The sequence below is a fragment of the Microbacterium sp. H1-D42 genome, assembly GCF_022637555.1.
Taxonomy (GTDB): Bacteria; Actinomycetota; Actinomycetes; order Actinomycetales; family Microbacteriaceae; genus Microbacterium.
This window is the reverse complement of the sequence record NZ_CP093342.1, coordinates 1,136,817-1,158,329: the sequence shown is the minus strand read 5'-3', so window position 1 is coordinate 1,158,329 and position 21,513 is coordinate 1,136,817. Positions and strand designations below refer to the sequence as shown.

The following is a 21,513-nucleotide window of genomic DNA, read 5'->3' as shown; positions in this document are numbered from 1 at the left end:
GTCAGAGACCCAGCGACTTCGCGATGACGACCTTCATGACCTCGTTGGTGCCGCCGAAGATGCGGCTCACGCGGGCATCCGCATACAGACGGGCGATCGCGTACTCGCGCATGTAGCCGTAGCCGCCGTGCAGCTGCAGGCACTGGTCGACGATCTTGCCTTGCGCCTCGGTGACGAAGAGCTTCACCATCGCGGCGTCGGCCGGGGTGAGGGTGCCGTCGTCGAGGGCCAGCACGGCCTGGTCGATCATGCTCTGCCCCGCCTGAAGCTGCGTGGCGATGTCGGCGAGGACGAACTTCGTGTTCTGGAAGTGCGCGACCGGCTTGCCGAACACCAGACGCTCATTGACATAGTCGATCGTCAGACGGTGAGCTGCGGTTGCCGTGGCCTGCGCGGTGATCGCGATCGACAGGCGCTCCTGCGAAAGGTTGTTGCCCAGCATGCTGAAGCCCTTGTCGACCTCGCCGAGTACGTTCGCCGCCGGCACGCGCACGTCCTGGAAGGACAGCTCGGCGGTGTCGGACGACTTCAGACCGAGCTTCTCGAGGTTGCGGCCGCGCTCGAAGCCTGGCATGCCGTCCTCGACGACCAGCAGGGTGAGCCCGTGACGACGGTCGGTGTCGCTGTGCGCGGTGCGCGCGGCGACGATGACCAGGTCGGCGTTGATGCCGCCGGTGATGAAGGTCTTCGAGCCGTTGAGGATGAAGTCGTCGCCGTCGCGGACGGCGGTGGTCTTCATGCCTGCCAGGTCGGAGCCGGTGCCGGGTTCGGTCATCGCGATCGAGGCGATCAGCGATCCGTCCGCGAAGCCGGGGAACCAGCGCTGGCGCTGCTCGTCGTTGCAGTACTCCAGGAAGTACGGCAGCACGGTGTTCAGGTGCACCTGCAGTCCGCCGAGGGATGCTGCGGCGTAGCCGATCTCCTCGAACGCGATCATGTTGAACAGGAAGCTGTCCATGCCGCCGCCGCCGAACTCCTCGGGGATCTGCAGGCCGTTGATGCCGAGTTCTGCCGTCTTCTCGAAGACCTCGCGCGGTACCGCGCCGGCCTTCTCCCAGTCGTCGATGTGAGGCACGACCTCGCTGCGCATGAAGTCGCGAACGGCGTCGCGGAACGCGTCGTGGTCCTCGTTGAAGATGGTGCGTTGCATGGTGCTGTTTCCTTACTTGGCTGCGACGGGAGCACTGGCCCCGACGATCGAGAGTTCTGGGGCGTCAGCGAGGCTGACGCCGAGTTCGGCGAGGATCTCGGCGGTGTGCTCGCCGAGAGCGGGCGCTCCGGCGGAGCTGCGGGGTGACGCGGTGCCGATGCTGTACGGCGTGCCGACCGTGCCGATGGCACCGAGCGCGCCGTGCGTGTCGATCAGGATGCCGGTGGCCTTCACATCGTCACTGTGGGTCAGATCCGTGTAGGTGCTGATGCGTCCGGCCACCAGGCCGTTCGAGGTGAGCAGCTCCAGCGCCGACGAGGTGGTGTGCGCGGCGAACGCGTGACGCAGCTCGCTGAGCAGGGCGGGGCGGTTGCGCACGCGCGCGCCGTTGGTGGCGAAGCGCTCATCGTCGATCATGTCCGCGCGGTCGATGAGGGTGCACAGCCGGGCGAAGTGCGCCTGCGAGTACGCGGAGAGGATGAAGGCGCCGTCAGCCGTGGTGATGATGTCTGCGGCCGGCGCCACCGTGGGCTGGCCGCTGCCGACCCGCTTGGGCTCGACGCCGTTCGCGAGGAACGCGCCGATCATAGGCGCCTGCATGTGCATGGCGACCTCGAGCAGCGACGTCTCGACGATGTCGCCGCGGCCGGTGCGCAGGCGGCTGATGTACGCCCCGAGCACTGCGGCGGCTGCGGCGTACGCGGTCGCCGCATCGACGATCTGTGCTCCCACCTTCTGCGGGTCGCGGTCGGGCTCGCCGGTCATGTGCATCAGGCCGCTCTCGGCCTGCGCGGTGATGTCGAGCCCTGCCCGCATCTTCGACGGCCCCGTGGTGCCGAACGCCGAGATGCCCGCGTAGACGAGGTGGGGGTGCGCGGCGAGCAGGGTCGGTCCGTCGAGGCCGAAGGAGGCCATCACGCCGGGACGCATGTTCTGCACGACGATGTCGGCCGAGGCGATCAGGCGCTTGGCGATGTCGAGGCCCTCGTCGCTCTTCAGGTCGAGGACGATGCTGCGCTTGCCGCGGTTGAAGGCGTTGATCATCGCCTCGCCGTGGACGCCGATGGAGCGGGCTGCGTCACCGGACGGGGATTCGATCTTGATGACCTCTGCGCCCATGTCGGCGAGCATCTGGGTTGCGGCCGGGGCGGCGATGAACTGACCGAAGTCGATCACGCGCACACCCTGGAGGGGCTGTGCGCTCATCGGTCGCCTGCCTTCTCGGTGTCGTTCTTCTGACTCAGGTCCCCGTGCACGGCGGCCCAGTCGTTGATCTTGACGAGGTCGCGGTCGGGGCGGATGAAGATCGTGGCGATGACGGCGCCGATGGCGATCATCAGGCCGATCACGGCGAAGCCGGCGTCATAGCCGTCGGCCGGGCTGGCGCCTGCACCGCCGACGGTGAAGCCGAGCACCAGCGGGGACATGATCCCGGCGAGGCTGGAGAGGGCGACGATGCCGCCCATGATGCCGCCGCGCTTCTTGGGGTTGATGATGTCGCCGAGCGCGGTGAAGCCGACGCCGATGGATGCGGTGTTCAGCGAGAACGCGAGGGCGACGAGCGTCAGCTGGAACCAGCCTGGAGGGACCACGGTGAAGCCCCACATCGACAGGCCCGCTGCGGCGACGAGGCCGCCGGCGAGGTAGCCGCGGGAGACGCGGCGGGAGAAGCCGCGCTTGTACAGCCAGCTGGAGACGTAGCCGGCGACGATCGAGAACACCGCGGCGGTGGCGAAGGGCAGGGCGACCAGGCGCCCGACGGTGATCGTGTCGTAGCCGAGGCCGTCGGCCAGGTACACGGGCAGCCAGGCGACCTTGAGACTGGTGGACCAGTAGCTGAAGAAGTTCAGCAGCGCGATGCCGATGACCGTGCTGGTGCCCAGCAGCACCCGGTAGGGCACGTGAGCGGGCTCCTCGGCGACGATGGCGGCCTTGCGGGCGGCCTTCTTCGCGGCGCGGGCGGCCGCCTTGGTCGAGAGGGCGGCGGTGGCGGATGCTGACACCGCGTCGTCTGCGGAGTCGTCGACTGCTTCGCCATCGGTGGCAGAGCCGCCGAAGATGATCCACGCGAGCGCCCAGATGATGCCGCCGACGGCGAGCACGCCGAACGCGGTGTGCCAGCTCCACTGCACGATGATCCAGGTGAGCACTGGGGCCATCACCAGTGGGCCGAGCGAAGAGCCCGCGGTGACGACGCCCGAGGCGAGCGCGCGCTTCTCAGCGGGGAACAGCAGCTGCACGGAGTGGTTGGCGAGTGCGTACGCCGGTCCTGCCGCGAAGCCGAGGATGATGCGGCAGGCCATCAGGGCGCTGAAGCCGATGACGCCCATCAGCGGGATCATCGTGCCGACCCAGACGAGCATGAGCGCTGCGAGGTACCAGCGCAGCTTGATCTTGCTGGAGAGCGCGCCGAGCAGCAGCGCGCCGGCGGCGAACAGCCAGTAGAACGAGCTCTGCACCAGTCCGAACTGCTGGGCGGTCAGGCCGAGGTCGTCCTGGATGTGTGTTCCGGCGAGCCCGACGAGGGCTTTGTCGGAGTAGTTGATGAAGAGGAAGATCGCCAGGAGCAGGGTGATGGTCCAGGCACGAGCCGGGGTCATCTTCCGCTGCGGGCGCTTCACCGGCGTACCCACGCTGGTAGCAATCTGTGAAGACATGTGCATCCTTGAACTGGTCGTCTCGGGTCATCGAACATCCCCGATCCATCCATGGAACGACACAAAACCAATAGCGTCCAATACAAGTATTCGGACAGACCGACCAAGAAATACGATCGGTGGCCGAACGCATCTCGACTCGGGTGTCGGCGACGGCCGTTAATGCGCGCTGCGGGTCGCGGCCGAGGCGCGCGCACGTTCATCCCAGTCCGCCATCGCCTGCGCGGCACGCTCGATGAGCGGCGTCGTCGTGAGCTCGGGCTCGTCGACGGCGTCCACCCAGGACTGCAGCGACGCGCGAGCGGATGCCAGGAACGACTCCCCCGCCATGGTCAGCTGCCCCGGACGCTTGACCAGGTAGATGGTAGTGGAGATGGCCGGTTCGAGTTCGCGGACCACCCCGCCGCGCTGCCAGAAGGCGGCGCCGAGGCGCAGCGGCACGATGCCCATGCCGGAGCCCGTGAGCGCGATGGGCAGAACGGCTTCGCGCTGTCGCGCCTCGAGCACGATCCGCGGTTCGACACCGTGCCTGCGCAGGGTCGTCTCGATGAGGTCGCGCACGTTCGAGTCCCGCTCGCCGAGCACGAACGACTGGTCACGCAGCATCTCGAGCGGCACTGGATCCGGCCAGCGGCTCTCACTGCCGGGCGGGCACAGCAGCACGTAGACCTGCTGCACGAGCCGAATGTACTCCAGGTCTCCGGCGCTCGGCACGCTGACGAAGCCGATCTCGCTGGTGCCGTTGCGGATCATCTCCGTGACTCTGCCGACGTCGGAGCTCTGCTCGACCCGGCAGCGCACCTGCGGGTGCTCGATCAGAAAGCTGGAGATCCAGTTGGCCAGAGGATCGGTGACGAGCTCGGGCAGTGCTGCGATGTCGAGGTGGCCGCCGCGCGCTTCGGCGATGTCGGTCACGACCCGCTGCGCGTTCTCCACCTCGCGCAGAATGGCACGAGCAGAGCCCACCAGCCCCTCCCCGGCAGGGGTGAGCACGATCCCGCGCCCGACGCGGTGGAACAGCGTGGCACCCATGTCCTTCTCGAGCGAGCGCATGGTCTGCGAGACCGAGGACTGCGCCACGCGCAGCGCCTCCGCGGCGCGGTGCACCCCGCCATACTCGACGATCGCGAGGAAGTACTCCAGGTGCCGCACGTTCATGGGATGCCCCTCAGTCGAGCTGCTCCGTGAGCTCGAACCACCGCAACTCGAGCTCTTCCACCTCGTCCTGCTGCGCCTGGATCGCCTGCATCTTCTCGCCGAGGCCTGCGAAGTCGGACTGATCGTGGTCGGCGAGCGAGTGCTTGGCCCGATCGATCTGCTGGTTCAGCTTCTGCATCTTGCGCTCGAGTGCCGACACCTCCTTCTGTGCCGCGCGCAGGGCCGCGCCGTCGAGGCTGGGTGCCTTCGCAGCGCTCTGACCAGCCTGTGGACCTGCCGCCTGCTCGAGCTCGCGCAGGCGCAGGTACTCGTCGATGCCGCCCGGCAGGTGACGCAGGTGGCCGCCCATGACGGCGTACTGCTGGTCTGTGACGCGCTCGAGGAAGTACCGGTCGTGGCTGACCACCAGCAGCGTGCCCGGCCATGAGTCGAGCAGGTCCTCGATCGCCGCCAGCATGTCGGTGTCCATGTCGTTGGTGGGCTCGTCGAGGATCAGCACGTTGGGCTGATCGAGCAGCACGAGCAGCAGCTGCAGTCGACGCTGCTGTCCACCGGACAGGTCTTTCACCGGCGTGGAGAGCTGCGCGGAGGTGAAGCCGAGGCGTTCCAGCAGCTGACCAGGTGTCAGGCTCTGCGACTTGGAGCCGGCGCCGAAGGTGTACTCGGTGCGCAGCCCGTTGATCACCGTGCGCACCGGCACGTTCCAGTGCTGCTCGAGCTCGTCGATGCGCTGGGTGAGCGTGCGCACCTGCACGGTCTTTCCGCGCTTGACGCGGCCGCTGGTCGGCTCGATCGTGCCGGCGACCAGGCCGAGCAGCGTCGACTTGCCTGCGCCGTTGACGCCGAGGATGCCCGTGCGCTCCCCCGGCGCGATGCGCCACTCGACGTCCTTCAGCACCTGACGGTCGCCGAATGCGACCCCGGCATCCAGCAGGTCGACGACGTCCTTACCCAGTCGCGACACCGCGAGTGACTGCAGTGAGACGGTGTCCCGGATCTCGGGGACGTCCGCGATCAGCTCGTTCGCGGCGTCGATGCGGAACTTCGGCTTCGCCGTGCGGGCCGGCGCGCCGCGGCGCAGCCAGGCCAGCTCCTTGCGGGCGAGGTTCTGCCGTTTCGCCTCGCTGACCGCGGCCATCCGGTCGCGCTCGACGCGCTGCAGGATGTAGGCGGCGTAACCGCCCTCGAAGGGCTCGACGATGCGGTCGTGCACCTCCCACGTTGCGGTGCAGATCTCATCCAGGAACCACCGGTCGTGCGTGACGACCAGCAGAGCACCGGAGTTGCGCGCCCAGCGGGTCTTGAGGTGGCCGGCGAGCCAGGTGATCGCCTCGACGTCGAGGTGGTTGGTCGGCTCGTCGAGCGCGATGACGTCCCAGTCTCCGGCCAGCAGCTTGGCCAAGGACACGCGGCGACGCTGTCCGCCGCTGAGCGAGGCGACCTCGGCGTTCCAGTCGAGGTCGCCGACGAGTCCTGCGATGACGTCGCGGATCTTCGCGTCGCCCGCCCACTCGTACTCGGGAGTGTCGCCGACGACGGCGGAGCCGACGGTCAGCGAGTCGTCGAGAGTGTCGGCCTGGTCGAGCACGCCGATGGTGGTGCCGCCGCGGACGGTCACGCGGCCGGCATCCGGTTCACGACGTCCGGCGAGCATCGCGAGCAGGCTCGACTTGCCGTCGCCGTTGCGACCGACGATGCCGATGCGGTCGCCCTCCTCGATGCCGATGGTGACGGAATCGAAGACGACCTTCGTGGGATATTCGAGGTGGAGCCCTTCGGCTCCGAGCAGATGTGCCATGTCGTATCCAGGCTATCCCGCGGCAGCCCCCGCGGCGGCGCGCAGTGCCACGGCCACGGTGGCCGCATAGCGCCGCTCCATCGCCTCGTCCCACATTCCGAGCAGCTCGAAGGTGGCGATCCGGAAGACGAGCGCGCGGATCAGGCATTGCGGGCCGTTCGGCATTTCGGCCAGGAACTGCTCCAGCCGTGCAGGTGACAGACCGTGCCAGCAAGCTGCGTCCGCCAACACGATCGCCGAGGCGTACTCCACTGGCCGCCAGTAGGGCGCCCAGTCGATGATCGTCGGTGGCAGCCGGTCGGCGAAGAGGACGTTGCCGAGCAGGTCACCATGCACGATCTGCGACGGCGCACTCACCGGCGCGAAGGCCTCGACGAGTCGCCGCAGCGTCGCCCGCGCGGGCACCTCATCCTCTTGCCAGGCGATCCGGTCGGCCCTCGACCAGGCATCAGTTGCAGCGTCGAGAAAGCCCGGACGCGGCAGCGCCGCGACAGCCCGGTGAAAGGCACCACCCGCCTGCAGCACGCCGCGTACGCGGGATTCGTCCGCCGCTCCTGGCAGCCATTCCCAGGCCTCCCAGCCCTGAGCCGCCCATGAGCCGGCGAGCGCCCGCACCGGGCGCGGTGCGCGGAAGCCTTCCGTATGAGCGAGCGTCGAGAGCACCTCCGCCTTCCAGCTCACCTCGGCATCGGCCTCACTCGGCCGAAGCACGATCGCACCTGCCCGCCACGTGCGGCCACGACCGCCCGGCAGCAGCTCGATAGCAGCATCCGGTGCACCGAAGGCTGCGAGTGCGAGTTCGGTGGGGCGATCGGATGCCGGCATGCATCGAGACTATGCCCCGATGGACCCGACGCACCCAGAGCCAGAACCCGGGCGAGGTGGTCCGGTCAGCGGATGCGCCCGCGACGGCGCACCACGCTCTGCAGCGTGTCACGCACCGGCGCACCGAGGAACAGACCGAGCGAGGCGCCGGATGCCAGCGCCAGCCCGATCGCACCCGCCTGCAGCAAGTCCGAGAGGCTGAGCATCAGATTGATGACATCGTCCTCGGCCTCGACGACGCCGAGAAGGCCCCGATAGACGACTGAGCCCGGCACCATCGGCACGATCGCGGCGGTGGTCACTGCGATCGAGGGCACGTGCAGTCGGTGCGCCATCAGGGTCCCGATGAAGCTGGCGAGCAGCGCCCCGACCCCGCTGGCGAGCGGAACGCCGATGTCTCCTGCGACAGCCGCGAGATATCCGCCCCACGCGATCGCGCCCAGCACAGCGGACACCACGATCGTGCGCGCGGTGGCGCCGTTCCACACCGCGACCGAGACGGCGATGACGACCACGCCGACGAACTGCATGCCGACCGGGCCGAGTGCAGGCGGATCCGTCGACAGCGGGAAGCCGACGCCGAGGCGCTGGGCGAGTGCGACACCGCCGACGATGCCGATCACCACTCCGAGCGTGAGCAGCGCGAGATCGAGGATGCGGCCTCCTGCGGTCAGTGCGAAACCGTCGATGGCGTCCTGCGCGGCGCCGACCACCGACATCCCTGCCAGCATCATCACGATCCCCGCAGCCACGATCACACCGGGCTGGGCGTCCTCGAACAGCGCCACGTCGTGCACGCGCAGCCAGTTCGTCGCCGCGGCGAACGCCGTCACGACGAGCGCGCCGGCCGCCTGCGAGAAGAAGAACGGCACGTGCGCCCGTGCCATCGCCCGCTGCGCGAGCGCTGCGCAGCATGCAGCAAGGAACGCGACCAGTGTGACGATCCAGGAACTGCCGTAGAGCAGGCACACGCCGACCGCCAGCAGCCCCTGCGCCAGGACGATGACGGCGGGACGGTAGCGGAACGGCAGGCGGCGGATCACGTGGAAGCGGATGCGCGCCTCATCGAGTTCCAGCCCCGCCTCGATGTCGACGACCAGCGCCTGCAGCTGCTGCAGTTTGGAATGATCGGGGACGGGTGCGCGGACGACGCGGATCAGGGTGAACGGCAGGTCGGATTCGCCCCCGTGGTACGACACCGCGATCGAGTTGAAGGTGATGTCGACGTGCACCGGCCGGATGCCATACGCCGCCGTCACCCGCGAAGCCGACAGCGTCACCTCGTTGGCGGCCGCGCCGACGGCGATCAGCGCTTCAGCGATGCGCATCGACAGCTCGATGACGCGACGGGCGTACATCTCGTCGATCGAGAGGATCGCCTGCGTCTCGGGACGCGCGGCCGGATCGACGTGGATCGCCCCGGCGATGCGCTCCCGCCAGCCCTTCCGTGCTGCCATCACCCCATCTTCACAGCAGGGTCAGGCGTGGCTCAACCCCCGGCGCAGAACCCCGGTTCGATCGAACGCCCGGTTCGTCCTGGCTCAGCCTATGAGCTGCGCGCCGGCGACCGGGCCGTGCACGTGCAGGGCCGTGTGCCCAGTGGCCTGCAGCTCCTGCTGCACGGTGCGCGCGATCTCGGGACCACCGCACAGGAATGCGATCGTCGGACCGGATCCCGAGACGATGCCGGACAGCGCACCGAAGCGCACGCCGTCTGCGAGCGCGAGCTCGAGGTCGGGACGACCGTCCACAGCCGCACGCTCCAGATCGTTGAACATCACCGGAGCAAGACCAGTGGCATCCCCCGCGCGCAGCGCCTGCAGCACCGCGATCGGCACCTCGAGCGACATCGGCGGGTCGTCGGCCAGCGCTTCGCCGTGCGCGCGCAGCGCGTCGAGGCGACCGTAGATCTCCGGCGTCGACAGGCCCTGCTCGCTGGTGACCAGCACCCAGTCGAAGCGTCCTCTGGCCAGGGCCGGGGTGAGCTCGTCACCGCGACCGGCACCGAGTGCCGTGCCACCGTGCAGGGCGAACGGCACGTCGGCGCCGAGTCGTGCGGCCAGCTCGTGCAGCCTGAGGGGTCCGAGCTCGGTGCCCCAGAGCGCGTCGCAGGCCACCAACGCCGCCGCGGCATCTGCCGACCCGCCGCCCATCCCGCCGGCGACCGGCACGCCCTTGCGGATCTCCAGGTGCACGCCCGCCGTCACTCCAGCAGTCTGGGCGAGCAGCTTCGCGGCGCGCATCGCGAGGTTGCGGTCGTCGGTGGGCACGTCCGTGACGTCGACCTCGCCGTAGACCTCGAGCGAGAAGCCGTCCGAGGGGTGCGCGTAGACGTCCTCGTACAGCGAAACAGCCTGGAACACGGTCGCGAGGGCGTGATAGCCGTCATCGTGCCGCGGGCCGACGCCGAGGTAGACGTTGATCTTGCCGGGCGCGCGCACATGCACGGCAACCGATCGGTACGCGTTGCTCACGATCTGCCGATGAGTGTCACAGGTCCGACGAGACGGACCACAGGTTGACGTCGATGCCGTGCGAGAGCGCGTCGATCGCGGTGAGCTCCTCGTCGGTGAAAGCCGGGCCGTTCACGGCCGCGATGTTCTCGTCGAGCTGCTCCGGTCGCGAGGCGCCGATCAGTGCCGAGACGACCACGGGGTCGCGCAGCGTCCACTGCAGCGCCATCTGCGCGAGAGTCTGCCCGCGGTCGGCTGCGATCTCGTTCAGTCCGCGCAGCACCGCCAACCCCTCGTCCGAGAGCGGCTTGTCCGAGAGCGATCCGCGCTTCTGGGCGCGCTCGGCGGTCCCGTCGGCGAGGTACTTGCCGGTGAGCAGCCCCTGAGCGAGCGGCGTGAAGGCGATCGCACCGACGCCCTCGGCCCGCAGCACATCGGTCAGACCATCCTCGACCCAGCGGTTCAGGATCGAGTACGACGGCTGGTGGATGACCAGCGGCGTGCCGAGGTCACGCGCCACCGCGATCGCGGCCTCGGTGCGCTCTGGGCTGTAGGACGAGATGCCGACGTACAGGGCCTTGCCCTGGCGCACGAGCGTGTCGAGCGCCCCGATGGTCTCCTCCACTGGCGTCACCGGGTCGACGCGGTGCGAGTAGAAGATGTCGACGTAGTCGAGCCCCATGCGGGTGAGCGACTGCTCGGCGCTGGCGAGGATGTACTTGCGGCTGCCAAGGTCGCCGTACGGCCCCGGCCACATGTCCCAGCCGGCCTTCGACGAGATGATCAGCTCGTCACGGTACGGGGCGAAGTCCTCGGCGTAGATACGCCCGAAGTTCTTCTCGGCCGAGCCGTACGGCGGACCGTAGTTGTTGGCCAGATCGAAGTGCGTGATCCCGTTGTCGAAAGCGTGACGCAGCAGGGCGCGCTGGTTGTCGAGCGGGATGTTGTCGCCGAAGTTCCACCACAGGCCGAGCGAGATCGGCGGCAGGTACAGTCCCGATGAGCCCACCTGGCGGTAGGCGAAGCGCTGGTAGCGATCGGCTGCCGCGACGTACGGGCGGTGGATCTCGGGGGCGTCAGGGCGGAAGCGGGGTTCGGTCACGATGCCAGGCTATCCGGATCAGCCGCGGCCGGCGACGCTGGCGCGACGAGGGCGATGCGGTGGTAGTCATCGACCGTGAGGTCCTCGCCGCGGGCCGTCGGCGCGACGCCGGCGGATTCCAGGACGTCGGATGCTGCCGCAGAGCTCCCGAAGATGCCGGACAGCGCCTGGCGCAGCATCTTGCGGCGCTGGTTGAATGCGGCATCCACGATCTGGAAGGTGCGTCGGCGCTCATCCTCACTGCCGCGCGGCTCATCGTCGCGCACGAACCCGACCAGCAGGCTGTCGACGTTCGGCACCGGCCAGAACACCTGTCGCGAGACGGTGCCGCGCAGCTGCCACGGTCCGTACCAGGCGGCCTTCACGCTCGGGGTGCCGTAGATCTTCGAGCCGGGCTTCGCAGCCAAGCGCTCGGCGACCTCGGCCTGCACCATCACCACGCCGCGCTGCAGAGCGGGGAACGTCTCCAGGAAATGCAGCAGCACCGGCACCGAGACGTTGTACGGCAGATTCGCGACGAGGATCGTGGGGTCGCCCGGCAGCTCGGTGACGCGCATCGCGTCAGCATCCACCACGGTGAGGGCGCCTTCGGCGACACCGCGCTCGGCGGCGGTCTGCGGCAGGCGCTCGGCGAGGCGGTGATCGATCTCGACGGCGGTGACCGATGCCCCCGCCTCGAGGATCGCCAGCGTCAGCGACCCGAGCCCTGGACCGATCTCGACGACCCGCTCCCCCGGCTGCACACCTGCTGCGTGCACGATCTTGCGGACGGTGTTCGCGTCGACGACGAAGTTCTGCCCCAGCTTCTTGGTGGGGGTGACGTCGAGCTCGGCGGCAAGCCTGCGGATCTCGGTGGCGCCGAGCAGTGAGACGGTCATGCGTCCATTCTCGCGTATGTCGGTGGCTGACCCTAAGATCGACCGGGTGACTTCATTGGGAGAGCTCATCGCGCCGCGCCGCATGGGGCGCGACTTCCGCTGGCTGCTGGCGTCCTCGTGGACCAGCAACATCGGCGACGGCGTCGCCCTGGCGGCTGCTCCTCTGCTGATCGCGTCGATGACCTCCTCGCCGATCCTGGTGGCCTCCGGCGCCGTCATGCAGTTCCTCCCCTGGCTGCTGTTCGGCCTGCATGCCGGTGCCATCGCCGACCGCTTCGATCGCCGCCGGCTGGTCATGTTCGCCAATGCCGGACGCGCCATCGTGCTCACGGCCCTCGTCGTCTTCCTGCTCACCGGCACCGCGAACATCTGGATCGTCCTCGCGGTCGCCTTCCTGTACGGCACCGCCGAGGTGTTCGTCGACACCGCGGCCAGCACCCTGCTGCCCATGCTCGTCAAGCCCGCTGATCTCGGCGTCGGCAACGCTCGGCTGCAGGCGGGTTATCTGGTGGCGAACCAGTTCGCAGGGCCCCCGCTCGGCGCGTTCCTGTTCGCGGCAGGAGCGGCGTGGCCGTTCCTGCTCGAGGTGCTCTGCGTCGTGATGGCGATCGTGCTCGTGTCGCGGATGGCGGCGACGCCGGTGCCGCCGCGCGAAGGCGCCGACAAGAAGCCCGCCGTGCACACCGACATCGCCGAGGGCATCCGCTGGCTGTGGCGCAATCCGCCTGTGCGGATGCTGGTGGCGATCATCCTGCTCTTCAACATCACCTGGGCCGCGCCCTGGGGCGTGCTGGTGCTGTACGCGACCGAGCATCTGAACATGGGCGCCGTCGGCTTCGGAGCACTGACGACGGCATCCGCCGCCGGTGGCCTGCTGGCCACATTCAGCTTCGGGTGGCTGGAGCGGCACATCTCGTTCGCGACGATGATGCGCGTCTGCCTGTCGCTCGAGGTGCTGATGCACCTCGCGTTCGCGCTCACCACGATCGGCTGGGTGGCGCTGGTGATCATGCTGTTCTTCGGCTTCTACGCGTTCATCTGGGGCACGATCTCGACCACGGTCCGCCAGCGCCTGGTGCCGCAGGAGCTGCAGGGGCGCATCGCCTCGGTGAACATGGTGGGCGTGTTCGGCGGCATGGTCATCGGCCAGGCACTCGGCGGCGTTATCGCCGAGGTGTGGGGTCTCACCGCCCCGTGGTGGTTCGCGTTCGTCGGCGCGGCGATCACCCTGGTGCTGGTGTGGAAGCCGATCTCGCACATCGTGAACGCGAAGCCGGTGCTGACCGAGACCGGATCGATCCAGACGCAGCCCGGCGGCACGCCGGACACGGCTCGGTAGAAGGCGCGCTCAATAGCGCGCCAGCCGCGCATCCAGCGCGTTGCGCGCTGCCGGCCACTCATGCGGGAGCAGCGAGTAGGCGACGGTGTCGCGCAGTGACCCGTCCGACATGATCCGATGGTTGCGCAGCACACCGTCGAGCTTGGCGCCGAGGCGTTCGATTGCCGCGCGCGACTGCCGATTGTGGAAGTGCGTCATGAAGACCACTGCGATCGCGTCGCAGGCGTCGAAGGCATGCGCGAGCATGAGTCGCTTCATCGCCGGATTGACCTCGGTTCCGTGCGCACCGGCGCCGAGCCAGGTGTAGCCGATCTCGACGCGGCGGTTGGGCTGATCGACGTTGCAGTACGTCGTCATCCCGACGACCTCGCCGGTCGACAGCCGCCGCACCGCGAAGGGGTTCATCATGCCCGAATCGCGAAGTGCGAGTCGCCGCTGGATCTCTGCCGGCACGCCCGCGCTATCCGGAACCGAGGTGTACCAGGCGTGCGAGAGCGTCGCCGCGGCGCGCGCGAGGTCTTCCTCGTGCGCGGGATTCAGCGGCTCGAGCCGCACGAAGTCGTCTTGCAGGGTGATCTCATCGAGAAAGCGCACCCGGCCAGAGTAGCGGCGACCGTGTCAGTCGCTGAACTCGCCGTAGACCGCCAGGGTGTTGACGGCGAGCTGCGTGCTCAGCTCGTCCACGTCCATGCCGAGCTCGGCGGCCATGAACCGCACGGTGATGGGAACCAGGTACGGCGCGTTGGGGCGGCCGCGCAGCGGCGCGGGCGTGAGGAACGGGGCATCCGTCTCGACGAGGATGCGATCGCGCGGCGTCACGGCAAGCGCGTCGCGCAGGTTCTGGGCGTTCTTGAACGTGACGTTGCCGGCAAACGAGAGGTAGTACCCGGCATCGCCCGCGATCCTCGCCATCTGCTCATCGCCCGAGAAGCAGTGGAACACCGTGCGCTCGGGCGCACCGACGCGCCGCAAGGTCTCGAGGACGTCGTCGTGCGCATCGCGGTCGTGGATCTGCATGGCGATGCCGTGCTTCTTGGCGAGTGCGATGTGCGCCTCGAACGACTCGTGCTGCTCGGGGCGCCCAGGTTCGTCGGTGCGGAAGTAGTCCAATCCTGTCTCGCCGATCGCGCGGGTGCGCGGATGTGCCGCAAGCTCGTCGATCACCGCGATCGCCTCGTCGAGGCGACCCTCCGACGCATACGCCGGCGCATCGTTGGGGTGGATCGCGACGGCCGCGAGCACGCGGGAGTCGGATGCTGCAGCATCCACCGCCCAGCGAGACGACTCGATGTCACCTGAGGCCTGCACGACGCCGGCGATGCCGACCTCCGCCGCGCGATCGAGCTGCTCCTTCAAGGTGAGCGGTTCGACGCCGTCAGTGATCTCGAGGTGCGCGTGGTTGTCGTAGACGGGGACGGCCAGCGGCTCTGGAGCCGCCGGATACCGCAGATCCTTGCGTCCGTCAGTGGAGCGCGCCTGAACGTACTTCTCGCTCATATCCGCGCGCTCAGGCGGTCTGCTCCACCCGCGGGAACAGCGGCGCGAGCTTCGAGACCTGCGTGCCGGACTTCAGCGCACCCCAACCACCGGCCTCGCGGATCGGCTGCGCCGTGAGCGCACCCAGCGAGCCTTCGACGCCGAGGGCATCCCACAGCTTCGCGGTCGACTGCGGCATCACCGGCGAGAGCAGCACAGCGAGGGCGCGCAGGCCCTCGGCGCAGGTGTACAGCACGGTGCCGAGGCGGTCACGCTGAGCCTCGTCACCGCTGTCTGCCTGCTTGGCCAGTGCCCACGGCTCGTTCTCGGTGATGTAGTGGTTCAGCTCGTCGACGATCTTCCAGATCGCGTCGATGGCCTCATCGATCCGGAACTGCTCGATGGCAGCATCCGCCGCCGTCGCGGCATCCGCAACGGTCTTCTGGATCTCGAGGTCGCGCTCGGTGTACTCGGCGGCAGCGGGAACGACGCCGTCGAAGTACTTCTCGATCATCGCGACGGTACGCGAGGCGAGGTTGCCGAAGCCGTTCGCGAGCTCGGCCTGGTAGCGGGCCGACAGGTCCTCCCACGAGAACGAGCCGTCCTGGCCGAACGCGATCGCCGACAGGAAGTAGTAGCGGTACGCGTCCGAGCCGAACACGTCAGTGATCTCGGTCGGCGCGATGCCGGTGAGCTTCGACTTCGACATCTTCTCGCCGCCGACCAGCAGCCAGCCGTGTGCGAAGACGCCCTTGGGCACATCGACGCCTGCGGCCATCAGCATGGCCGGCCAGATCACGGCGTGGAAGCGCAGGATGTCCTTGCCGACCACGTGGTACGCCGGCCAGCGGCGCGCGAACTCGGCCTCATCGGCGCCGTAGCCGACGGCGGTGGCGTAGTTCAGCAGCGCGTCGACCCACACGTAGATGACATGCGACTCGTCCCACGGCAGCGGGATGCCCCAGTCGAAGGTCGAGCGCGAGATGGAGAGATCCTTCAGGCCCTGGCTGACGAACGAGATGACCTCGTTGCGCGCCGAGTCGGGGCGCACGAAGTCGGGCTCGGTCTTGTAGAGCTCGAGCAGACGGTCCTGGAACTCGCTGAGCTTGAAGAAGTAGTTCTTCTCCTGCAGCAGCTCCAGCGGCTTGGAGTGGATCGCGCAGACCTTCAGCCCCTCGAAGGGTCCGGTGCCGTCGACGATCTCGGACTCGGGCTTGAACTCCTCACAGCCCACGCAGTACAGCGCCTCGTACTCGCCGGCGTAGATGTAGCCCGCGTCGTACAGCTTCTGGAAGAACACCTGCACGTTGGTCTCATGCCGCTCCTGCGTTGTGCGGATGAAATCGTCGTTGGCGACGTCGAGCGTCTTCAGCAGCGGGAACCAGCTCTCGCCGACCAGCCGGTCGACCCACTCCTGCGGAGTGACGTTGTTCGCCGCAGCGGCGCGGAGCATCTTCTGGCCGTGCTCGTCGGTTCCGGTGAGCATCCAGGTGTCATCACCTGCCTGGCGGTGCCAGCGCGACAGCGTGTCGACGGCCACCGTCGTGTACCCGTGGCCGATGTGCGGCACATCGGAGGGGTAGTAGATGGGCGTGGTGATGTAGAAGGAATCGCCTGCGGGCATGCTGTCGATTCTAGGCGGGAAGCGGACGGTGTTTGGCTTCGTGACTATCCGCTTCTCTCCTCTCCGATTCTTGCTTCGTCTGCGTCTCTGCGTGAGGCAGCACCGAGCTCTGCCTGCCCGCTGGCGTTCCACCCGGGTAGATGCGACGATCAGGTCATGCTCCCTAGGGTCAAGCACGTCACCGCGCTCGCCGCGATCGCCTTCACCGCGACCGCGCTCGCCGGATGCACCGCAGCAGCGCCGCCGATGGCTGTTCAGGTACAGAAGACCGCACCCCCGAACCTGAAGCCGTCCGCGACCCCCACGCCCAAGCCGGTCCCGTCCGAGACGCCCGAAGACCCGTGCTCGTCGGCGCGTCCGTCCATCTCGCTCATGCAAGACGGCAAGAACGGCGGCAACGGCTTCAACCCGGACGGCGGTCCCATCACCGGGCTGTTCGAGGGCGAGCTGGTCGACCTCGGCCCGCGTGCGTTTGCGCAGGGCACCGTCAACCTCAACGAAGCGGGCGAAGTCGTCAGTTACACCGTCGCCGCCGGTGACGTCTACGAGCTGGTCTATGAGCGCTTCTGCTTCTCGGACTACTACGACGTCATCAGCTACAACGGCGGCCTGGAGCCGATGCGGTCTCGCCCTGCCTTCAAGGGGATCGAGCCTGGCGACGTTCTCATCCTCCGCCCCGACCCTAGCGTCGTGTGGGTGCCTCACGCCGACTGATCCCTTCCCAGCGGCCGGCAAGCGCCAGCTACAGCCGCGTGCCGTCGTGGGTCAGGTGTGAGTGGGGACGGTGTGCGCTTCGCGCGGGAATGTGCGCTTCGCACGGATGGAACGTGACGATCGGTCCGCGTTTGGCGTACAAATCCGCGCGAAGCGTACGCGCAGGAGGCTGGCGACGAGCGGTGCGTCAGCGGCGGGTGGCCGTCAGCGAGGCATGTGGGCGGACGCTGATCTCGCCTTCGGCGCGCGGGCGGCGCTCGGATGCTGTCGGCGTGAAGCCTGCAGCGCCGAGGAGCTCGGCGAGGGCATCCGTGGACCAGAAGTATGCGGGTGCGACCGCGTGGGCGAAGGGCTCGCGCGGGGTGCCGTCGAAGAAGCCGATGAGGATGCTGCCGCCCGGTGCGACCACGCGAGCGAACTCGGCGAATATCGCGGACAGGTCCTCGGGCGGAGTGTGGATCAGCGAGTACCAGGCCAGGATGCCTCCGAGCGACGCATCCGGCACAGGCAGTGTGGCGAACGAGCCCTCGAGAAACTCGATCTCCGAATAGGTCGACCGCGCGTGCACGATGAACTGCTCGGACAGATCCACGCCCAGCACATCGCGGTGTCCGCCGTGCAGGAAGCGCTCGTGCAGGAACTGCGTCCAGTGCCCTGGCCCGCAGCCGGCATCCAGCAGACGACCCGGCGTGGCGTCCCGCCACGCGGCGATCACCGCCCGGTCTTCCGCCGCCATCTGCTCGAGGTCTCCGGCGAGCGCGATGTACTCCGCGGCCCTGGTGTCGTAGGCAGCGCCGACGCGCGCATCCGTCACGCCGCACTCATTCGCCGAGTGCACGGGTTCCTGCCGATTGCACGGGTTGTTGGCGTGAAGAAGTCGTGCACTCGGCGAGGTGTCGTGCTCTCGACGAGCCAGGTGCTGGGGTGGAGGGCACGGGCCGGCCGGCCATCAGCGGGCGGCGAGGGCGGCCTGGTAGAGGTCCCGCGAGCTGAGGCCGGTGGCGGCGGCGACCTCGGCGGTGGCGTCCTTCAGGCGGGTTCCGGATGCCACGAGGGCCTGCACCTGCGCCAGGGCATCCTCCGCAGACACCGAGACGGGAGCCGCGCCCTCGACCACGACCACGATCTCGCCCTTCACACCCTGCTCGGCCCAGGCGACGAGCTCGTCGGCCGTGCCGCGACGCACCTCTTCGTACAGCTTCGTGAGCTCACGGCACACGGCGATCCGACGCTCGGCGCCGAAGGCGCCGCCCATGTCGGCCAGCGAAGAGGCGAGCCGGGATGGTGATTCGAAGAAGATCATGGTGCGGGGCTCGGATGCCAGCATCCGAAGCTCCTGGCGACGCTCCCCCGGCTTGCGCGGCAGGAAGCCCTCGAAGGTGAACCGGTCGGTGGGCATCCCCGAGATCGCGAGCGCCATCAGCACGGCACTGGGGCCGGGGATCGCGGTGACCGTGACGCCTGCCTCGATCGCCGCGGCGACGACGCCGTAACCGGGGTCGCTGACGGCGGGCATCCCCGCGTCGCTGACGACGACGACATCCTGCTCGGCGGCGAGCGCTGCCAGCTCGGCCGCCTTGTGCTTCTCGTTGTGATCGTGCAGGGCGATCAGCCGAGGGCGGTTCTCGATCTGCAGAGCCTTGAGCAGCCGCTGGGTGGTGCGAGTGTCTTCTGCGGCGACGATCTCGGCGTTCTCGAGCACCTCGATGAGTCTGCGCGAGGCATCGCCGAGATTGCCGATCGGAGTGGCCGCGAGGATGATCACCCGACCAGCTTAGGCTGGGCCCGTGAGCGCACCAGCAATCCGGATCCTGGACTCGATCGACGACGACGAGATCCGCCGCCTGAAGGATCGACACGAGTTCTTCTGGCTCGATCTCGTCTCACCGACGCAGGAGCAGCTGGAGCACCTCGGCGGGCTGCTCGGCCTGCATCCGCTCGCCGTCGAAGACAGCGTCAACCTCGGACAGCGCCCCAAGCTCGACGTCTACGGCGACACCGCGCTGCTGGTGCTGCGCGCGGGCGTCGAGGTGCACCCTGAGCGGGAGAACAAGCATCCACTCGCCGAGGTGCACTGTCATCTCAGCGGCGACTTCATCATCACTGTGCACGGCAAGCGGTTCCAGGACCTGCAGCATGTGAAGACCCTGCTGGCGAGTTCCAACGTGCCGAAGTCGGAGCGGTACTACGTCTACAAGATCCTCGACGTCATCATCGACAGCTACTTCCCGATCCTCGCCGACCTCGACGAGGAGATCAGCGCGCTCGAGGATGCCATCGTCGCGGGCGCCGGCCGGGCGGAGCTGGATGCGACATTCCGTCTGAAGCGACTGCTGATGAAGCTGCGTCGCGCGGTCGTCCCGATGCGGGACGTCTTCGGCCGGGAGATCGAGGTGATCGCGGATCTCGCCGGGCTCGAGCCGGACAGCCACGACTACTTCCGCGACATCTACGACCATCTCATCCGCATCACCGATGAGCTCGACTCGTACCACGAGATGGTGTCGGGCTGCACGGATCTCTACCTGTCGACGGTCGCGAATCGTCAGGGAGAGACCTCGAAGCAGCTCGCGATCATCGCGTCGATCTTCCTGCCGCTGACCTTCTTGACTGGGTTCTTCGGCATGAACTTCGGATGGCTGGTCTCGCGCGTTCTGGTCGGTCCGTGGTCGTTCATCGGGCTGGGCCTCGGAACCATGGCGCTCTCGGCCGGCCTGATGTGGTTGTGGTTCCGACGCCGCGGCTGGACGGGCTCGGACGCCGGAGCCGCCTAGGCTGATCGGGTGACCTCGACAGACTCGCTGCTGCCGCCTCCACAGGCGCGCGCGACGGCGTGGGAGCGCATGCGCAACGCGGTGGTGGCGGATGCTGCCAGATCGCGGATGCTGTCTTGGCTGGCGCCCACGCTGGTGACACTGGTGGCGGCGGTGCTGCGCCTGACGAACCTCGCCCACCCGCACGAGATCATGTTCGACGAGACCTACTACGTCAAGGACGCCTGGTCGCTGTGGAACCTCGGCTACGAGGGCAAGTGGGGCGACGACGCGAACACGCAGCTGCCCGGGGGCGATGACTCGGCGCTGCAGACCGAGGGCTCGTATGTGGTCCATCCCCCTCTTGGCAAGTGGATCATCGGTCTCGGCATGGCGCTGATGGGGCCAGGGTCGAGCTTCGGCTGGCGGCTCACGACAGCCCTGCTCGGATCGCTCACAGTGCTGGTGGTCTATCTGATCGCGCTGCAGCTGACCCGCTCGCGCACCGTCGCGACGATCGCGGGCGCCATGCTGGCGGTCGACGGCGTGGCGATCGTGTTGAGCCGGATCGCCCTGCTGGACGGCATCCTGACCTTCTTCATCGTGCTGGGGTTCCTGTTCGTGCTGCTGGACCGGCGGCGCACGATTCCCCTGGTCGAGAACCCCGCCGACGAGCAGCGCATGCTCGGTCCGGTGCTGTGGGCGCGGCCGTGGCTGATCGCTGCGGGCATCGCGCTGGGCGCGGCCTCGGCGGTGAAGTGGTCGGGTCTGTACGCACTCGCGGCGCTCGGTCTGTATGTCGTCATCACCGACGGGCTCGCGCGGCGCCGGGCAGGGATCGTGCTGTGGCCGACGGATGCCGTGTTCCGTCAGGGCCTGGCGTCCTTCGTACTGCTCGTCGGCCCGGCACTCGTGACGTACCTGGTGTCGTGGACGGGCTGGCTGGTCACCGCCGGCGGCTACGACCGCGGCGCGAACCCGAACCCGCTGATCGCGCTGTGGAACTACCACGAGTCGATGCTGAACTTCCACGTCGGGCTGGCCAGCCCGCACCCCTATGCGAGCCCGGCCTGGCAGTGGCCGCTGCTGCTGCGTCCGACGGCGATCTGGGTCGGCGACGATCCTGCTCCGTGCGGAACGGACCACTGCATCGCGGTGATCTCCTCGGTGCCGAACCCGCTGATCTGGTACGGCGGCGTCGCCGCGTGCCTCTACCTGCTGTACCGCTTCGTGCGCGGGCTGATCGAGCGCGCCCCGGTGGGTCCGATGTTCACTTACCCGCTGGTGGGGCTGCTGGCGACCTACGTGCCGTGGCTGCTGGTGCCGAACCGCACGATCTTCCAGTTCTACACGGTCGTGATGGTGCCGTTCCTGGTGATCGCGCTCGCAATCGCCCTGCGCGAGTTGGCCGGGCATGCAGACAGACCGCTGCACCGCCGACAGGCCGGGCAGCGCACCGTCGCGGTCTTCCTGGTGGCGACAGTGCTGGTCTCGGCGTTCTTCTACCCGGTGTGGACCGGCATGAGCGTGCCCTACGACTTCTGGCTCATCCACAACTGGCTGCCCGGCTGGATCTGACCCGCCCG

Annotated in this window: 19 protein-coding genes; 4 read left to right on the top strand and 15 right to left on the bottom strand. The window is 68.3% G+C overall.

The window, feature by feature from the left end:
* Position 1: 1 nt before the first annotated feature.
* The 10 genes from MNR00_RS05475 to rsmA all read right to left on the bottom strand — a co-directional run bounded on the left by MNR00_RS05475 (position 2) and on the right by rsmA (position 12,021).
* Positions 2-1,150, bottom strand: coding sequence for an acyl-CoA dehydrogenase family protein (locus tag MNR00_RS05475; protein ID WP_241928157.1), 1,149 nt, complete (start codon positions 1,148-1,150; stop codon positions 2-4).
* Positions 1,151-1,162: 12 nt separating this feature from the next.
* Entirely contained in the window at positions 1,163-2,356 is a 1,194-nt protein-coding gene (locus MNR00_RS05470; protein WP_241928156.1) for a CoA transferase, read from the bottom strand.
* Positions 2,353-3,807 carry an MFS transporter gene (locus MNR00_RS05465; protein WP_241928155.1) on the bottom strand — a complete coding sequence of 485 codons (1,455 nt, stop codon included), beginning with the start codon at positions 3,805-3,807 and terminating at the stop codon, positions 2,353-2,355. Before MNR00_RS05465 ends, MNR00_RS05470 begins: the two co-directional genes overlap by 4 nt.
* A gap of 159 nt (positions 3,808-3,966) precedes the next feature.
* Complete coding sequence (locus MNR00_RS05460; RefSeq protein ID WP_241928154.1) at positions 3,967-4,965, bottom strand: LysR family transcriptional regulator; 999 nt, start codon at positions 4,963-4,965, stop codon at positions 3,967-3,969.
* 10 nt (positions 4,966-4,975) lie between these two features.
* The gene (locus MNR00_RS05455; protein WP_241928153.1) at positions 4,976-6,763 is read right to left on the bottom strand and encodes an ABC-F family ATP-binding cassette domain-containing protein; all 1,788 of its coding nucleotides are present in this window, start codon (positions 6,761-6,763) and stop codon (positions 4,976-4,978) included.
* Between the two features lie 12 nt (positions 6,764-6,775).
* Positions 6,776-7,588, bottom strand: coding sequence for a phosphotransferase (locus MNR00_RS05450; protein ID WP_241928152.1), 813 nt, complete (start codon positions 7,586-7,588; stop codon positions 6,776-6,778).
* Between the two features lie 65 nt (positions 7,589-7,653).
* The gene (locus tag MNR00_RS05445; protein ID WP_241928151.1) at positions 7,654-9,045 is read right to left on the bottom strand and encodes a threonine/serine exporter family protein; all 1,392 of its coding nucleotides are present in this window, start codon (positions 9,043-9,045) and stop codon (positions 7,654-7,656) included.
* Between the two features lie 84 nt (positions 9,046-9,129).
* The gene (locus tag MNR00_RS05440; RefSeq protein WP_241928150.1) at positions 9,130-10,062 is read right to left on the bottom strand and encodes a 4-(cytidine 5'-diphospho)-2-C-methyl-D-erythritol kinase; all 933 of its coding nucleotides are present in this window, start codon (positions 10,060-10,062) and stop codon (positions 9,130-9,132) included.
* A gap of 16 nt (positions 10,063-10,078) precedes the next feature.
* Positions 10,079-11,146, bottom strand: a complete 1,068-nt coding sequence (gene mgrA / locus MNR00_RS05435) for an L-glyceraldehyde 3-phosphate reductase (protein WP_241928763.1) — start codon at positions 11,144-11,146, stop codon at positions 10,079-10,081.
* A complete protein-coding gene (gene rsmA, locus MNR00_RS05430; RefSeq protein WP_241928149.1) occupies positions 11,140-12,021 on the bottom strand; it encodes a 16S rRNA (adenine(1518)-N(6)/adenine(1519)-N(6))-dimethyltransferase RsmA in 882 nt (293 codons plus the stop codon). The genes mgrA and rsmA overlap by 7 nt, the downstream gene beginning before the upstream one ends.
* Before the next feature lie 82 nt (positions 12,022-12,103).
* Here rsmA and MNR00_RS05425 point away from each other — a divergent pair, with 82 nt between their 5' ends.
* Positions 12,104-13,360, top strand: a complete 1,257-nt coding sequence (locus MNR00_RS05425) for an MFS transporter (RefSeq protein ID WP_241928762.1) — start codon at positions 12,104-12,106, stop codon at positions 13,358-13,360.
* 9 nt (positions 13,361-13,369) lie between these two features.
* Here MNR00_RS05425 and MNR00_RS05420 read toward each other — a convergent pair whose 3' ends face one another.
* Genes MNR00_RS05420 through metG form a run of 3 tightly spaced genes read right to left on the bottom strand, consistent with a single transcriptional unit; the run spans position 13,370 to position 16,460 of the window.
* Positions 13,370-13,954, bottom strand: a complete 585-nt coding sequence (locus tag MNR00_RS05420) for a GNAT family protein (protein ID WP_241928148.1) — start codon at positions 13,952-13,954, stop codon at positions 13,370-13,372.
* 24 nt (positions 13,955-13,978) lie between these two features.
* On the bottom strand, positions 13,979-14,857 hold the full coding sequence (locus tag MNR00_RS05415; protein ID WP_241928147.1) for a TatD family hydrolase: 879 nt from the start codon (positions 14,855-14,857) through the stop codon (positions 13,979-13,981).
* Positions 14,858-14,867: 10 nt separating this feature from the next.
* Entirely contained in the window at positions 14,868-16,460 is a 1,593-nt protein-coding gene (gene metG / locus MNR00_RS05410) for a methionine--tRNA ligase (RefSeq protein WP_241928146.1), read from the bottom strand.
* Between the two features lie 156 nt (positions 16,461-16,616).
* On the opposite strand from metG, the gene MNR00_RS05405 reads away from it, so the two are divergent.
* A complete protein-coding gene (locus tag MNR00_RS05405; protein WP_241928145.1) occupies positions 16,617-17,174 on the top strand; it encodes a hypothetical protein in 558 nt (185 codons plus the stop codon).
* 187 nt (positions 17,175-17,361) lie between these two features.
* On the opposite strand, the gene MNR00_RS05400 is transcribed toward MNR00_RS05405, so the two are convergent.
* Positions 17,362-17,988 (bottom strand): class I SAM-dependent methyltransferase, encoded by a 627-nt coding sequence (locus MNR00_RS05400; protein WP_241928144.1) that lies wholly within the window; start codon positions 17,986-17,988, stop codon positions 17,362-17,364.
* A 135-nt stretch (positions 17,989-18,123) separates the two neighbouring features.
* Complete coding sequence (gene rsmI / locus MNR00_RS05395) at positions 18,124-18,939, bottom strand: 16S rRNA (cytidine(1402)-2'-O)-methyltransferase (protein WP_241928143.1); 816 nt, start codon at positions 18,937-18,939, stop codon at positions 18,124-18,126.
* 22 nt (positions 18,940-18,961) lie between these two features.
* On the opposite strand from rsmI, the gene MNR00_RS05390 reads away from it, so the two are divergent.
* Together MNR00_RS05390 and MNR00_RS05385 are read left to right on the top strand one after the other, a co-directional pair.
* Complete coding sequence (locus MNR00_RS05390; RefSeq protein WP_241928142.1) at positions 18,962-19,948, top strand: magnesium transporter CorA family protein; 987 nt, start codon at positions 18,962-18,964, stop codon at positions 19,946-19,948.
* A 9-nt stretch (positions 19,949-19,957) separates the two neighbouring features.
* On the top strand, positions 19,958-21,505 hold the full coding sequence (locus MNR00_RS05385) for a phospholipid carrier-dependent glycosyltransferase (protein WP_241928141.1): 1,548 nt from the start codon (positions 19,958-19,960) through the stop codon (positions 21,503-21,505).
* Positions 21,506-21,513: the final 8 nt, after the last annotated feature.